At 60.2% G+C, this 15639-nt stretch carries 8 protein-coding genes, 3 rRNA genes and 1 pseudogene; all 12 read right to left on the minus strand.

All coding sequences use genetic code 11. The features are described from left to right. Positions 1-9: 9 nt before the first annotated feature. Positions 10-1020 carry a copper transporter gene (locus DDD63_RS06445; RefSeq protein WP_108715678.1) on the minus strand — a complete coding sequence of 337 codons (1011 nt, stop codon included), beginning with the start codon at positions 1018-1020 and terminating at the stop codon, positions 10-12. A 14-nt stretch (positions 1021-1034) separates the two neighbouring features. Further along, a pseudogene (gene steA / locus DDD63_RS06450) lies at positions 1035-2227 on the minus strand (putative cytokinetic ring protein SteA). Then, the gene (gene recN, locus DDD63_RS06455; RefSeq protein WP_108715679.1) at positions 2214-3911 is read right to left on the minus strand and encodes a DNA repair protein RecN; all 1698 of its coding nucleotides are present in this window, start codon (positions 3909-3911) and stop codon (positions 2214-2216) included. Before recN ends, steA begins: the two are co-directional and overlap by 14 nt. A 48-nt stretch (positions 3912-3959) precedes the next feature. After that, a complete protein-coding gene (locus tag DDD63_RS06460; RefSeq protein WP_108715680.1) occupies positions 3960-4799 on the minus strand; it encodes an NAD kinase in 840 nt (279 codons plus the stop codon). Continuing rightward, the gene (locus DDD63_RS06465) at positions 4799-5632 is read right to left on the minus strand and encodes a TlyA family RNA methyltransferase (RefSeq protein ID WP_108715681.1); all 834 of its coding nucleotides are present in this window, start codon (positions 5630-5632) and stop codon (positions 4799-4801) included. The genes DDD63_RS06460 and DDD63_RS06465 overlap by 1 nt, the downstream gene beginning before the upstream one ends. Before the next feature lie 3 nt (positions 5633-5635). Continuing rightward, positions 5636-5785: a hypothetical protein gene (locus DDD63_RS12250; protein WP_164505481.1), complete on the minus strand. Its 150-nt coding sequence runs from the start codon at positions 5783-5785 to the stop codon at positions 5636-5638. Between the two features lie 205 nt (positions 5786-5990). Continuing rightward, complete coding sequence (locus tag DDD63_RS06470) at positions 5991-7034, minus strand: HAD-IIA family hydrolase (RefSeq protein WP_108715682.1); 1044 nt, start codon at positions 7032-7034, stop codon at positions 5991-5993. Continuing rightward, positions 7034-7855, minus strand: a complete 822-nt coding sequence (locus DDD63_RS12460) for a hypothetical protein (RefSeq protein WP_205647209.1) — start codon at positions 7853-7855, stop codon at positions 7034-7036. The genes DDD63_RS06470 and DDD63_RS12460 overlap by 1 nt, the downstream gene beginning before the upstream one ends. After that, positions 7852-9003 (minus strand): hypothetical protein, encoded by a 1152-nt coding sequence (locus DDD63_RS12000; RefSeq protein WP_125482452.1) that lies wholly within the window; start codon positions 9001-9003, stop codon positions 7852-7854. Before DDD63_RS12000 ends, DDD63_RS12460 begins: the two co-directional genes overlap by 4 nt. 1048 nt (positions 9004-10051) lie before the next feature. Continuing rightward, positions 10052-10168: ribosomal RNA gene (rrf, locus tag DDD63_RS06480) — 5S ribosomal RNA — on the minus strand. A 109-nt stretch (positions 10169-10277) separates the two neighbouring features. Continuing rightward, positions 10278-13406: ribosomal RNA gene (locus DDD63_RS06485) — 23S ribosomal RNA — on the minus strand. Between the two features lie 197 nt (positions 13407-13603). Then, positions 13604-15146, minus strand: a 16S ribosomal RNA gene (locus tag DDD63_RS06490). Together the 16S, 23S and 5S rRNA genes form the textbook arrangement of a ribosomal RNA operon. Positions 15147-15639 lie beyond the last annotated feature (493 nt).

A 15639-nucleotide genomic window follows, 5' to 3' on the forward strand; every position in this document is an offset into this window, starting at 1 on the left:
CGACCCTGGTCACTGGTCCTCGCTAGGGCTGTCGCTGGGGTTCTCACTGGGTTCGCTTGTGCTCTGCGCCGATGCCGCAGCGTTCACGCGAGTGCCCAACACCGCCTCGGCGCCTTCCTGGGACCCGAGCGAGACATGTGTGCCGACAATCTCGGCGGCGACCGCAAGTGATGTATTGATGCTCGCGGAGACTGTTCCCACCGAGTCCACCGTTGAGCCGACATCCGCCCGCCGCATGCCGACCAGTGGGTCGTCGTCCTGAACCATCGACCCGACGGCCACGGTCGGTCCCCGTCCCGCCGACGTCGTAAAGAGGGATGTATAGACGCCGTTTTGCGCAGTGATCTCGGCTGCGTCAGGGCTTGCCGATGCAGTGGCATCACTTGACTCAGCGGTTGCCGGTGTGACGATCACAATGGCATCTGCCGGTGCCGTTACCTCACGGGTTACATTAACCAGCTGCTTCTTATCATCAGCGGTGAGAGAATCCGCAAACACCTGCACGTTACCGTCGCTGGTTCCCTTGCGAAGGTACATATCGACAAAAACCGCGATTATCTCATTCGTACCGGCGTTGTCTGGAAGTGAATCGGCGTAGTCAGCCAACTGGGAAGCAAGGGCTTGGCGGTAGGTTGACTGGTTTGACGAGGCGAAATTCTCGGTCAGTCTGACTTCACCACTGATGGTCGCGCCGGCGCTTTCGAGCCTGTCCTCGAGGCCCCTGACCGTTTCGTCATCGACACCGGGCAGCATGATCAATCCGACATTGCGTCCGGTCAACGTCCCTTCCACAAGTTGAGTCCCGGCGGCGCTCAGAGCGGTGTTCTCATTCTCCAGCGTCTCTTGTGCCGCGTCCAGCGCATCACGTGCTTCATCGCGTGACTCTCGCAGTGTCTCCACCTGTCCGGACAACGCGTTTCCAATCGTGTTCTGGAGCGGCCCGGCGCCCAGAATAATCCCAACGGCCAAGGCGATGAACACCGAGACCAGAGACACCAGATGGTACCTGAAGTCGACCATAATATTCCTTTACATCAGAAGATAGACCGGAACCAGCGCACAATGTCGCCGCACCACACCGACACCAGTTCAACGAGCGCTTGGCCGGCCGCCGTGGCGGTCAGTGCAGCACCGATAGCCACGCATCCCGCGAGGATGAGCGCGAAAATCTGCCAGTTGGAGATTCGCGAACGGTAGAGCTGCGAAACTCCCTTAGCATCAATCAGCTTACCGCCGATCGCCAGTCGAGTCAGAAAAGTGGAGGCCATTCCCGAGCGGCCCTTATCCAGGAACTCGATAAGAGTGTTGTGGGTTCCCACTGCCACAATGAGCTTGGCACCCTTGTCGTCGGCCAACAGCATCGCAACATCCTCAGATGTACCCGTGCACGGAAAAACGACATGGGGAACACCGAGATCTTCAACGCGTTTCCGGCCCGGGGCCCGGCCGTCGCGGTAGGCATGAACGATGACTTCCGCACCCGATGCCAATGCCTTGTCCGATACCGAGTCCATGTCACCAACGATCATGTCCAGTGGCAATCCTTCTTCCAGGATTGCGTCTGCCCCACCGTCCACGCCGATCATGATTGGACGAGTTTCGCGAATGTAGGGACGCAGCGCGGCAAGATCTTCTTTGTACCGATAGCCACGCACTACCACCAGTACTTGGCGTCCCTCGAACTTGGTCTTGACGTCGGGCACGCCGACGCCATCAAAAATGAGGTCCTGCTCGCGTTCAACATATTCCATGGTGTTGGTGGCGAACGCCTTGAGTTGCACGCTCATTCCCGCCCGCGCGGCCTCCTGGTCAGCCGCGATGGTTTCGGCAGTTTGTACCACGCCTTCGGCGATAAGTTCGTCGCCGACGTACACGCGCCCTCTTCCAGGCGTACATGTTGCCCTTCGCGGATGTCCATGACCGCCGAACCGAGGTCGTCTATCAACAAGACGTCGGCCTCCTGCAGGATCCCCGGCCCCAAGTTCGGATAGCGTCCCGACGTCGACTTCGCGGCGTTAAGCACCGCTGCGGGTTTACAACCGACCAGCGCCTCAGCCGCCACGCGGTCGATATCGCTGTGATCAATAATGGCGACGTCGCCCGCTTCCAGGCGTTTGGTCAGATTCTTGGTGCGCGCATCAACCCGCGCGGGTCCCGCCGATTCACCGGGATCCTGCGGGTCCTTTTTCCGCCGGAAATGAATAGCCACAAAGTCATCGTGCCACATCCACGCCCTCGAGCAATTCAGCGGCGTGCGCGCGTGCCGTCTTTGAGGCCGTTCCCCCCAGCATCCGCGCCAGTTCATTGAGGCGTTCCTCACCCTCGACGCTAAGGACGTCCGTGCGCGCCGCTTCGGCGCCGTCTCGCTTGACGACGACGGCCTGAGTTTGGGCGTATGCCGCCACTTGAGCGAGGTGAGTGACGACGATGACCTGGCTTGTATTGCCGAGGTTCGCAAGACGTTTTCCCACTGCCAGGGCGGCGCGCCCACCGATTCCGGCGTCGACTTCGTCGAACAGAAAGGTGTGGTCCGTTTCATGGTCCCGTGTTGCTAGCGCAACCTCAACGGCGAGCATGACACGCGAGAGTTCTCCACCGGAAGCGCCTTCTCCGAGCGGGCGCAATGGTGCGCCACGGTGGGAGGCAAGTAAGAAGCTGATTGCGTCTGCTCCGTGCGGAGCGGGTTCGTGGGTCGCCACCTTAATCTCGAATCTGGCATCCGGGAGGGCAAGATCCGTGAGTTCGGCTTGAACCAGCTGCGCTAACCCGCGTGCTGCTTCCGCACGTGCCGAGTGCAGGTCGGCTCCGCAGCGCCGCCGTCGCGCCTCCGCTTCTTCCAGTTCGCGAACAAGCTCTTCACGCGTGGCTTCGGGGTCGCCGAGTCTCTCCAAGGCCGCACGAGCCCGTGCGGTAGCCGCCAAGGCCTCGTCAATGCCCATGCCGAGCTCGCGGCGTAATCCCGACAGTTCTTGCCGACGTTCATAGATCGCTGCCAGCTTCTCCGGGTCCGCTGCCGTGTGCGCCGCCAAATCTGCCAGCGTGGCGGCGATATCATTGAGCTCATTCTCGGCGCTCGACAGACGTAGTCGGAGCTCGTTCAACCGGTCGTCGGCAGCAACGTCATCTAAGGCCCGCCGCGCCATGGCCACGGTTGTCAACGCTGGTTCCTCCACGGTGTCGGATCCCGCGAGCTGCGCCGCAGCTTCCGATATTCCCGCATAGTTCTGCTCGATCATCTCCAGATACCGTGCCTGTGCCCGCAGTTCATCGTCCTCACCGGGCTGCGGGCGAACCGCATCTACTTTCTGGACCAGCGCTTCGTAGGCCAAGCGCTGCTCTGCTTGGCCACGGATATCAGCCTCAAAGTCCGCGAGTGCCTTTTGTGCTGCGGCGTGCTGGTTCCATGCGTCCGCCCATGCCTGGGCGGCGTTCGCCACGGCTTGGCCGCCGAACATGTCAAGTGCGCGCCGCTGTTGCGCTGGGGTAGCTAAGCGGAGCTGATCGGACTGGCCGTGTAGGGTAACGAGATCGCCGGCGATCTCCCGCAACACCGCGGTTGGAACGGACCGGCCTCCGATGAAGGAGCGGGAGCGTCCGGAGGCGGGCACATGGCGGGCCACGATGAGCACCGCCACGTCGCCGTCGTCGTCCCACTGCCCGCCGACCTCGGCCACTCGCGCGAGAATCTGGGCATCCGCGGGGACGACGAAAGTTCCCTCCACTTCCGCCAAGTCTGCCCCCTGACGAACCCTGCCCGGGTCGGCTTTTGCACCTAATAGGAGTTGCAACGACGTCACAGCCATCGTCTTGCCGGCTCCGGTTTCACCGGTTAAGGCAGTCAGGCCGGTACCAAGCTCAAGTTCGGCGTGCTCGATAACACCCAGATTTGAGATTCGAACCCGCTCTATCATTGCACCTCACCACCGTATGACAACTCATCGACTGTGGCAGCTCATCTACTATCGTAAGTTGCTCTGTTCACGCCATCCCGTCACAGGAAGTTGGAACTTCGTCACCAGACGGCCGGAGAACGGCGAATCGTTCAGTCGCGCCAACAACACCGGATGCTCACCACGTACCGCAGTAACAGTTGATCCACAGGGAGCCGGCAGGATCCGTCGCCCGTCGCACCATACACGCGCATTATCGGCATGCACACGCAATTCCAACGTTGAAGTCGGCCCGACCACTAACGGCCGGGTGAATAGAGCATGGGCAGCGATCGGTGTCAGGAGCATCGCTTCGACGTCGGGCCATACGATCGGGCCGCCCGCCGAGAAGCTGTAAGCGGTGGAACCGGTGGGTGTCGAGAAGACAACGGTGTCGACCTTGAAGGCGGAAAGCTCCCGAGAGTCCACACCGATTTCTACCTCAATCATGCGTGAGGTCTCGTCTTTCTCGATAGCGGCATCGTTAAGAGCCCAGTCCCGCAACACCGTCCCGTCGGGAAGTGTGACCGTCAGATCGATGGTCATGCGGCGATCAACGGCCCACTGGCCCTCGGCAATCTGATCGACAACGCGTGGCAAATCATCCGGATCTGCCTCGGACAGGAAGCCTACATGGCCGTAGTTGATGCCGAGGATAGGGGTTCCTTCCGGTCGACCGAGTTCCGCGGCACGCAATACGGTGCCGTCACCGCCGATCACCAGGATCAGCTCCGCACCGCGTACGGCCTGCGGGGTCTCCCCCAGTTCCACCCGAATTCCCCTGGCCGTGAGAGCATCTGTTACCGCCTTAACGGAGCGGTCCACGTCTGGGCGCGCCGGGTGGGCGATCAGCGCCACCTTTCGATCCATCAGTCTCCTACCCTTGGGCCGACCGGCCCTGTCTCAATGGCCTCTTGAATAGCACGTGACAGGGTCTCACCGAGTCTATCCGGCTCGCCCGCCTTCATATACAGAAAGTACTCTACATTGCCGGCGGGTCCGGGCAGCGGCGATGCCGCTACCGCCTTGATTGCGAGGCCTGCATCGCGAGCGGACTGTGCAACGCGCAGCACCGCCTGGTGATGCAAGGCGGGGTCACGAACCACACCACCCGAGCCGAGCAGCTCACGTCCGACTTCGAACTGGGGCTTGACCATGAGCAGGAAGTCCGCATCCGGTGTGGCCGCTGCGATCAACGCGGGGAGCACGAGCGCTAAAGAGATAAAAGAAAGGTCACCGACTACCAGGCTCGGCGCGGGGGCGACAAGGGCGGGATCAAGAGTACGTACATTCGTCCGTTCGATCACCGTAACTCGTGGATCTTCTCGTAGTTTCCACGCTATTTGTCCGTATCCGACGTCGACGGCGACCACGTGTTCAGCCCCCCGGCGTAGCAGCACCTCGGTAAAACCTCCCGTGGAGGCCCCTGCATCGAGACAACGCCTTCCTTTGATAACCGGACCGTCGCCAGCCAATGCGTCCAGTGCGCCAATCAACTTGTAGGCACCGCGTGAAACATAGGACTCGCCACTTCCTTCTTTCACTACCAGTGCCTGCGCGGGATCCATTTGTCGAGCCGCCTTATGCACAACTACTCCGTCAAGGTAGACCGCCCCTTGCGAAATCAGTTCTGCAGCGTGCTGTCTGGACCGCGCTAGCTTGCGGCGGACCAACTCGGCATCGACGCGGATGAGCCGTGCCATGGTCTAACCCTGTGCCTGCGAGAGTTTACGTGTCAGGGCCAAGTGCACTGCTTCAAGTGACTCGATCTGCCCATCAAGATCCTGCTCGGCAAGCTGCTGTAGCGCTTTTTCCGGATCAAGGGGAGCCTGTGGAACCGGTGTACTGTCAGTCATGATAATTCTCCGTGGTTATCGCCATCCGCAACAGAAGCGTACACTTTTAGAACACGGGCATCGCTGTATGGCGCCGACGACGGGGTTTCCCGCGATCCAAACCTGCGCGCCTTCGCCTCAAATGCACGCAGACGACGGGGAGCTGCCGCCCTCCCGCCTCAATCGCACGTCCCTTGACCGGGCCGATGGTGCGGTCGTCATGTTGTCAGTGCTCGGACTTCCGGCGCACTGTTAGTTCCGGAACGGCAGCGGCAAGAGCCTTCGCATCGGTACCGGCGTCACTGGCCGCCCACGCCGCCGCCGCCAGGGCACGATAAGTGTTCAAGTCAAGCGGGTCCGTCAACTGCGCTCCGCCCAATTCGAAGGCAGTGCCGGTCCAGCGGGCGCGGCGGTCTCCCACCACATGCCAGCCATCGTCGTCGCGACTATGCTCCGGATAGGGCTCATTAAGTCCGCGTAGATCGTCACACAGGTAGGTGGGACGACGTGCTGGTTCAACCAGAACGATATCGCGGGCAGAGGCCAAGCCCGTGAGAACATGCAGACACGGAATGCCCGCGGTCACTGCCCCTTTTACATCCGTATCCAGATTGTCCCCGATGAACAACGGGTTCTCCGCGTTCTTGAAGCGTGCCGCCATGCGATAGATCTCTGGTTCTGGCTTACCGGCAGACAGCGGGACAGCGCCGGTGGTATTGCATACCGCCAGTACAAGAGAGCCATTGCCTACCATGATTCCCCGCTCTCGCGGGACGCTCTTATCCAGATTGGTAGCGATATACATGGCTCCATTGGCGATTGCCAGCGCCACCTCGGATAGTGCCTCCCAGTTGACCTCCGGAAAAAAGCCTTGAATAACCGCTTCCGGATAGTCATCTGCCGATTGCACAACGGTGAAATAGTCGGCCTTGGCAACGGCATCGTGCAAGCCCGGGCCACCCATGATCATCAACCGCGCACCGCGCGCAAGCCGTTCTTGCGCAAGACCAACGGCGACATGAGCCGAAGAAACCACCTCTTCGGGGCGTGCAGGCATACCTAAGGAAACAAGCTGTTCAGCCACCTGTTCGCCGGTGCGAGAGGCATTGTTTGTGACGTAGGCGACACGCATGCCGTTGGCCAGGGCGGTGCGAATGCCTTCGGCCGCATGGGGCACCGCATTCTTCCCGGTGTAGGTGACGCCATCTAGGTCGAAGAGTCCTACATCAAACCGGGAGGCAAGAGTCTGGGCCGCAGAAGTCTCGGTCATCACTCGTACTCCTCTTGATCAGTGTCTTGCGCATCATCAATGCGCTCGGGACCATCAACGCCCTCCGGACCATCAACGCCCTCCGGACCATCAACGCCCTCCGGACCATCAACGCCCTCCGGACCATCGCCATGCTCAGCCCCAGCGCTGGCGGTTTCCTCGGCGAACGCGTCGTCGTCCCATTCAAACTCTCGCTGATCATCGTCATCGCCTTCGCTTAGCTCAGGCTCGTCAACGTCGCCGAGCATTTCCTCACCTGCACCTGCGGAATCGATCTCTCCCTCACCCTCAGACACAAGCTCCTCATCCTCAAGGACCTCGACCTCACCGTTCTCGTCGTACACCGGCTTCCAGGTCGAACGAAGTTCCTCGGCCTCTTCTTCTCGTCCTAACTCCGCCAGTCGATCAGCGCGGATTAGCTCGACGCGAGCCCGCAACATTTCATCTAGATTCTCGACCTTGATACGTTCCAGGACTGCCAGACCACCGGCAGAGTCTCCACTGTCCGCGCGTGCGCCTGAGGTGACCAACGCCAGTTCAATCTGCTCCTCGGGAGCAAGGCGCTTGAGCGGAATCTCCGATATGAATGCCAACGCCTTCTCCGGACGCCCGAGTCCCCGCTCTGAGTCTGCCTCCAGCGCAACATGGCTATAGTCGTCTGTCATGCGACGATATGTCCGCAGTTCGCGAAGCGCTTCAGAATAACGCCCCGTCAGGTAGGCCGCCACCCCCAGGGCCTCCCGCACAACGTCCACCCGCGTTGCGCGACGATACGCTGCGCGCGCGTGCTCGTAGGCGATCTCAGGGTCGACATCCATCATCGAACCCGCGAAGACCAAGTGCCGCGCAACTCTGTCTGCGGTTTCCTTTCGCAGAGCCATGAGGTGCCGCCGCGACTCGGAATCAAGATCCTTCGCTGATACCGTCTCCGGCAATTCGGGCTCAGAATCGCGATGTTGCCTATGATCCTCGCCGTTGTCCCAGCGGCGGTCGTTGTCTCGGTGGTCGTTGCGTTTGTAGCCGCCACGGTCTTGGTAGCGGTCGTCTCGGCGTGGGCGGGAATCAGAGTGTCCGTACCGGTCCTCCCGGTAGCCACCACGACCGCGTCCGTCGTCGTCACGGCGGTCTTCCCAGCGGCGTCCTTCACCACGCTCGTAACGGTCCCGGCCATACCCGCGTCGATCATCCCGACGACGATCATCACCACGACTCCACCCACGATCATCCCGACGACGACCACCATCGCGGTCGTCGCGCCCGCGGGGGCGGTAGTCACGCCGGTCATCATCGCCGTAACGATCCCGCCGGTTCTCGCGTTGGCCTCGGTAACCGTCGCCGTTGTCCCAGCGGCGGTCGTTGTCTCGGTGGTCGTTGCGTTTGTAGCCGCCACGGTCTTGGTAGCGGTCGTCTCGGCGTGGGCGGGAATCAGAGTGTCCGTACCGGTCCTCCCGGTAGCCACCACGACCGCGTCCGTCGTCGTCACGGCGGTCTTCCCAGCGGCGTCCTTCACCACGCTCGTAACGGTCCCGGCCATACCCGCGTCGATCATCCCGACGACGATCATCACCACGACTCCACCCACGATCATCCCGACGACGACCACCATCGCGGTCGTCGCGCCCGCGGGGGCGGTAGTCACGCCGGTCATCATCGCCGTAACGATCCCGCCGGTTCTCGCGTTGGCCTCGGTAACCGTCGCCGTTGTCCCAGCGGCGGTCGTTGTCTCGGTGGTCGTTGCGTTTGTAGCCGCCACGGTCTTGGTAGCGGTCGTCTCGGCGTGGGCGGGAATCAGAGTGTCCGTACCGGTCCTCCCGGTAGCCACCACGACCGCGTCCGTCGTCGTCACGGCGGTCTTCCCAGCGGCGTCCTTCACCACGCTCGTAACGGTCCCGGCCATACCCGCGTCGATCATCCCGACGACGATCATCACCACGACTCCACCCACGATCATCCCGACGACGACCACCATCGTCTCGGGACGACCTAGCGCGTCGATCTGAGGCCGACTGCCACCCGGAGGATGGGCGCTCCTCGCGCTCGAATTCACCTGACGTATTCTGATCCTCTGACATTTCCACCCTCGCGGTTCAGTTATAAGCAAGCATCATGGTTGTAGAGACAACGCTAAGAGTGTACCTGCTTCTAGGCATAGGTGGGAATGCCATTTGGGTGTTCGCTAGGTCTCGGGTATGGCTTTAGACGGTGTGCCTGTTGCTCGTGTTTGGTGCGGTGAGCGCCGGGCGCTGTGGCGCGGTGCTGGTGGCGTGTGCGAGTGTTGGTGGTGCGTGTCGTGGGGTGCCGTTGGGTTCTTCGGGTTTTCCGTGGCTTTGCGTGGTTTTGCGTGGTTTTGCGTGAATGATCCGGCGTTTTGCTGAAAGCCCGGGAAATTTGGTTGGTGGGTTGGCACGGGCGAGCCGTGTCGGCGTGATGTGGCTTGTGGGTCGGCGTGGTGGATCTTGGTCGAGGTGCTGCTGGGGACTGTGTTTGCCGCCGTCCTTGTTGGTTTTCATGGTTGGCACTGTTGTCTCTGCATCATCGTCGCAGTGTTTGCCCGTCGGCGAATACTAACGGTCGATGAGCGGGGGGAATGATCCGCGAGACGGCGAGAACCCGGGGTTGTTGGCACCGGGCCTGTGCCGAGCATTCTTTGTGCCATCACGGCCGTGCTGGTTCGGTATCTCGGTGCTACGCTCGGCCACCGTTTCAATGCCTGAGCGGGTCGGCGCGGCGGGATTTGGCTTCCGTGCCAGCTCAAACACGGGCCCGGGGCCGGGTAAGAGTGTGGCAGAGGTGACCACCACCGGGCCTATAGGCCCGTGACTCCACACGCCTGCCGGGTGCCTGTCGTGCTTGTCGGGCGCCTGCAGGGCGCTGTCGGGTTTGTCTGGTGGGCCAAGACAACAACCAGGAATGCGTCTAAACACAATACCCACAGACAACACGCATACGCCCGAGGGCCAGAACCCCACAAGACAACAACTCCTTGCGGGTTCTGGCCCCCAGACCAACCGAGAACGTGGTGGCAGTGTCCTACTCTCCCACACCCTGCCGAGTGCAGTACCATCGGCGCTGGCAGGCTTAGCTTCCGGGTTCGGAATGGGACCGGGCGTTTCCCTACCGCTATGACCACCACCACAAACAACACGGGCACCCACACCCAACCACCAAGCCCCTCACACGAGTGGCCTGCTTGGCGTGGGGATCGTGAATCGTATAGTAGGCGCGAGCACACAAGAAAACACGTGTTATAGGTCATCGGTCATTAGTACCGGTCAGCTCCACCCCTTACAAGGCTTCCACATCCGGCCTATCAACCCCGTCATCTCCGGGGACCTCCCCCACACCCTCAAGAGAGCATGGATCGAGAACTCATCTTGAAGCAGGCTTCCCGCTTAGATGCTTTCAGCGGTTATCCCTTCCGAACGTAGCCAACCAGCCATGCCCCTGGCGGGACAACTGGCACACCAGCGGTCCGTCCGTCCCGGTCCTCTCGTACTAGGGACAGCCCTTCTCAATTCTCCAACGCGCGCAGCGGATAGGGACCGAACTGTCTCACGACGTTCTGAACCCAGCTCGCGTACCGCTTTAATGGGCGAACAGCCCAACCCTTGGGACCTACTCCAGCCCCAGGATGCGACGAGCCGACATCGAGGTGCCAAACCATGCCGTCGATATGAACTCTTGGGCAAGATCAGCCTGTTATCCCCGGGGTACCTTTTATCCGTTGAGCGACGGCGCTTCCACAAGCCACCGCCGGATCACTAGTTCCGACTTTCGTCCCTGCTCGACCCGTCAGTCTCACAGTCAAGCCCCCTTGTGCACTTACACTCACCACCTGATTGCCAACCAGGCTGAGGGAACCTTTGAGCGCCTCCGTTACCCTTTAGGAGGCAACCGCCCCAGTTAAACTACCCACCAGGCACTGTCCCGGGCCCGGATCACGGACCACAGTTAGATGCGCGCTACGACCAGAGTGGTATTTCACCAACGACTCCACCACCACTAGCGTGACAGCTTCACAGCCTCCCACCTATCCTACACAAACCGCACCACACACCAATACCAAGCTATAGTAAAGGTCCCGGGGTCTTTCCGTCCTGCTGCGCGAAACGAGCATCTTTACTCGTACTGCAATTTCACCGAGCTCGTGGTCGAGACAGCGGAGAAGTCGTTACGCCATTCGTGCAGGTCGGAACTTACCCGACAAGGAATTTCGCTACCTTAGGATGGTTATAGTTACCACCGCCGTTTACTGGGGCTTAACTTCCTAGCGTCACCCCCCACACAGAGGAGCTAACCAGTCCGCTTAACCTTCCAGCACCGGGCAGGCGTCAGTCCGTATACATCGCCTTACGGCTTCGCACGGACCTGTGTTTTTGATAAACAGTCGCTTCTCCCTCTTCTCTGCGACCCACACCCCTCCACCCCGCACGGGGATGTCAAGACACGGGCCCCCCTTCTCCCGAAGTTACGGGGGCATTTTGCCGAGTTCCTTAACCACGATTCACTCGCACGCCTCGGTATACTCTACCTGACCACCTGTGTCGGTTTCGGGTACGGGCGGCTCAAACCTCGCGTCGATGCTTTTCTCGGCAGCACAGGATCACCCCATATCCACCCCACAACGGGATGCCATCATCAGGCCTCAGTCACATGCCCCCCGGATTTACCAAAGGAACGACCCACACCCTTAAACATGCCAAGCCATAAGGCACGCGGGACTACCACTCTGCGTCACACCTGTTAACACGCTTGCAGAAGCAGGCTCGGACCCCACGCCATCACACACACCCGCCCCGAAAGACGACCGCGCGATCCGGGATGGTTAGCATCACCCACACCCACATGGACGGTTCTTCGCCGGTACCAGAATATCAACTGGTCACCCATCGACTACGCCTGTCGGCCTCGCCTTAGGACCCGACTAACCCAGGGCGGAACAACCTAGCCCTGGAACCCTTAGTCAATCAGCGGACGGGATTCCCACCCGTCTCTCGTTACTCATGCCTGCATTCTCACTCCCACGCAGTCCACCACACAGTCACCCGGCAGCTTCACCCCACGCAGAACGCTCCCCTACCACACCCAACCCCTCAACCCACCCCAAGGCAGGCCCGGGAACACGCTGGGCATCCGCGGCTTCGGTGGTGTGCTTAAGCCCCGCTACATTATCGGCGCAGAACCACTCGACCAGTGAGCTATTACGCACTCTTTCAAGGATGGCTGCTTCTAAGCCAACCTCCTGGCTGTCACAGCAACCCCACATCCTTTCCCACTTAGCACACACTTCGGGACCTTAACCGACGATCTGGGCTGTTTCCCTCTCGACAACGAAGCTTATCCCCCGCCGTCTCACTGCCACGCTCAACCCTTGCAGCATTCGGAGTTTGGCTGACCTCAGTAACCCTGTCAGGCCCATCAGCCACCCAGTCGCTCTACCTCCACAAGGAACCACGCAACGCTGTACCTAAATACATTTCGGGGAGAACCAGCTATCACGGAGTTTGATTGGCCTTTCACCCCTACCCACAACTCATCCCCCAGGTTTTCAACCCTGGTGGGTTCGGGCCTCCACACGCTCTTACACGAGCTTCACCCTGGCCATGGGTAGATCACCCCGCTTCGGGTCTAGAACACGCGACTCACGCCCTCTTCAGACTCGCTTTCGCTACGACTACCCCACACGGGTTAACCTCGCCACGCATCACTAACTCGCAGGCTCATTCTTCAAAAGGCACGCCATCACCCCCACAAAAAAGGGCTCTGACGGATTGTAGGCGCCCGGTTTCAGGCACTATTTCACTCCCCTCCCGGGTACTTTTCACCATTCCCTCACGGTACTATCCACTATCGGTCACCAGGAGTATTCAGCCATGACAAGTGGTCTTGCCAGATTCACACGAGATTCCACGAGCCCCGTGCTACTCGGGAACGCAACCAACACGCAACACCAGGATTTCACCTACGGGGCTCTCACCCTCTCCGGCAGGCCTTCCCAGACCCTTCGACTACCCCAGCATCAACACGCAGCCCCCCGTCGGAGGAACAACAGCCACGCCCCACAACCCCGCACGCGCAACGCCCGACGACTCTCACACACGCACAGTTTAGGCCACCATCCGCTTTCGCTCACCACTACTCACGGAATATCTCTTCCTACGGGTACTAAGATGTTTCACTTCCCCGCGTACCCATCCGCGCCCTATACATTCAGACACGAACGACCAGGCACAACCCCGGCCAGGTTACCCCATTCGGACACCCTCGGATCAACACCCGCTCGCCGACTCCCCGAGGCATATCGCAGGCCGCAACGTCCTTCCTCGGCCCCTGGTACCCAGGCATCCACCGAACGCCCATAAACACCTACAACACTTTCAAGATACTCGCACCCACTATACAATTCACAACCACCACACCAACACCACACCCACCCCCACACAAGAAGGCAGACACGGGCAGCAAAGGCATAACACCCAAGAGCCTGACAGTGCGCCTGGCCAACAAAACAACAGCACCCCAACACCCACACCCACAAACAAGCATGAGCACACCAGGGCACTCCCTAGAAAGGAGGTGATCCAGCCGCACCTTCCGGTACGGCTACCTTGTTACGACTTCGTCCCAATCGCCAACCCCACCTTCGACCGCTCCCCCCACCAAAAAAGCAGTTAGGCCACGAGCTTCGGGTGTTGCCAACTTTCGTGACGTGACGGGCGGTGTGTACAAGGCCCGAGAACGTATTCACCGCGGCGTTGCTGATCCGCGATTACTAGCGACTCCGACTTCACGTAGTCGAGTTGCAGACTACGATCCGAACTGAGACCAGCTTTAAGAGATTCGCTCCACCTCACGATATCGCAACCCTCTGTACCGGCCATTGTAGCATGCGTGAAGCCCAAGACATAAGGGGCATGATGATTTGACGTCATCCCCACCTTCCTCCGAGTTAACCCCGGCAGTCTCCCGTGAGTCCCCAACCAAATGCTGGCAACACGAGACAAGGGTTGCGCTCGTTGCGGGACTTAACCCAACATCTCACGACACGAGCTGACGACAACCATGCACCACCTGCACGCCAGTCCAAAGACCCGCACATCTCTGCACGATCCCGACGCATGTCAAGCCTTGGTAAGGTTCTTCGCGTTGCATCGAATTAATCCGCATGCTCCGCCGCTTGTGCGGGCCCCCGTCAATTCCTTTGAGTTTTAGCCTTGCGGCCGTACTCCCCAGGCGGGGCACTTAATGCGTTAGCTACGGCGCAGAACCCACAAACAAGCCCCACACCTAGTGCCCAACGTTTACAGCATGGACTACCAGGGTATCTAATCCTGTTCGCTCCCCATGCTTTCGCTCCTCAGCGTCAGTAACGGCCCAGTGACCTGCCTTCGCCATCGGTGTTCCTCCCGATATCTGCGCATTCCACCGCTACACCGGGAATTCCAGCCACCCCTACCGCACTCCAGCCTGCCCGTACCCACTGCACGCGCGAAGTTAAGCCCCGCGTTTTCACAGCAGACGCAACAAACCGCCTACGAGCCCTTTACGCCCAATAATTCCGGACAACGCTCGCGCCCTACGTATTACCGCGGCTGCTGGCACGTAGTTAGCCGGCGCTTCTTCTACAGGTACCCTCAACCACCCAAACGAGCAGCCTTGTCCCCTGCCGAAAGAGGTTTACAACCCGAAAGCCTTCATCCCCCACGCGGCGTCGCTGCATCAGGCTTGCGCCCATTGTGCAATATCCCCCACTGCTGCCTCCCGTAGGAGTCTGGGCCGTATCTCAGTCCCAATGTGGCCGGTCACCCTCTCAGGCCGGCTACCCGTCGACGCCTTGGTAGGCCATCACCCCACCAACAAGCTGATAGGCCGCGAGCCCATCCCCCACCAGAAAAACCCTTTCCCCCAGCACCATGCGACACCAAGGGAATACCCGGTATTAGACCCCGTTTCCAAAGCTTATCCCGAAGAAGAGGGCAGGTTACTCACGTATTACTCACCCGTTCGCCACTAACCCACCCCAACCAAAAAGCCAGAATGAGCCCGTTCGACTTGCATGTGTTAAGCACGCCGCCAGCGTTCGTCCTGAGCCAGGATCAAACTCTCCACAAAAAACAAAAAGAGAGCCAAACCCAACCCAACAAAAACAGCAACCAACCACCCACCACAACAGCAGACAGCCAGCCACCAAACAAAAAACAAAAACCAGACACACTATCAAGCACCCAAACACCACACCCACACCCCAGAAGACGTCGGCGTTACCACCTTGGCCTCCGGAAGGGGCACTCAGCGAGTCTACCAGATTTCGCCTGTCGCGTCAAACGCGACCGCTCGATTCCTTCGAAGAACTCGCCACCCCAGAGCACACTGAACCCGCAGATTTTCCTCATTGGATTCCGCCGCGCTCCGGCAGCAGATAAGAGACTACTCAGCTGGCAGGACCTGGTCAAGCCAGGATCGGGTGAGACAGCCCACGCGCGCCTTTCCGCTGCAATCTTCGCTATATGGGCTAGTCACGTGGCGGGCCGCCATGGAATCGAGTCTGGCTACACCGCCCGCTACCGGTCGAAGAACCATTTGCCTCTTCGTAGATCGCTCCGTC

The sequence above is a fragment of the Actinobaculum sp. 313 genome, from assembly GCF_003073475.1.
Lineage (GTDB): Bacteria > Actinomycetota > Actinomycetes > Actinomycetales > Actinomycetaceae > Asp313.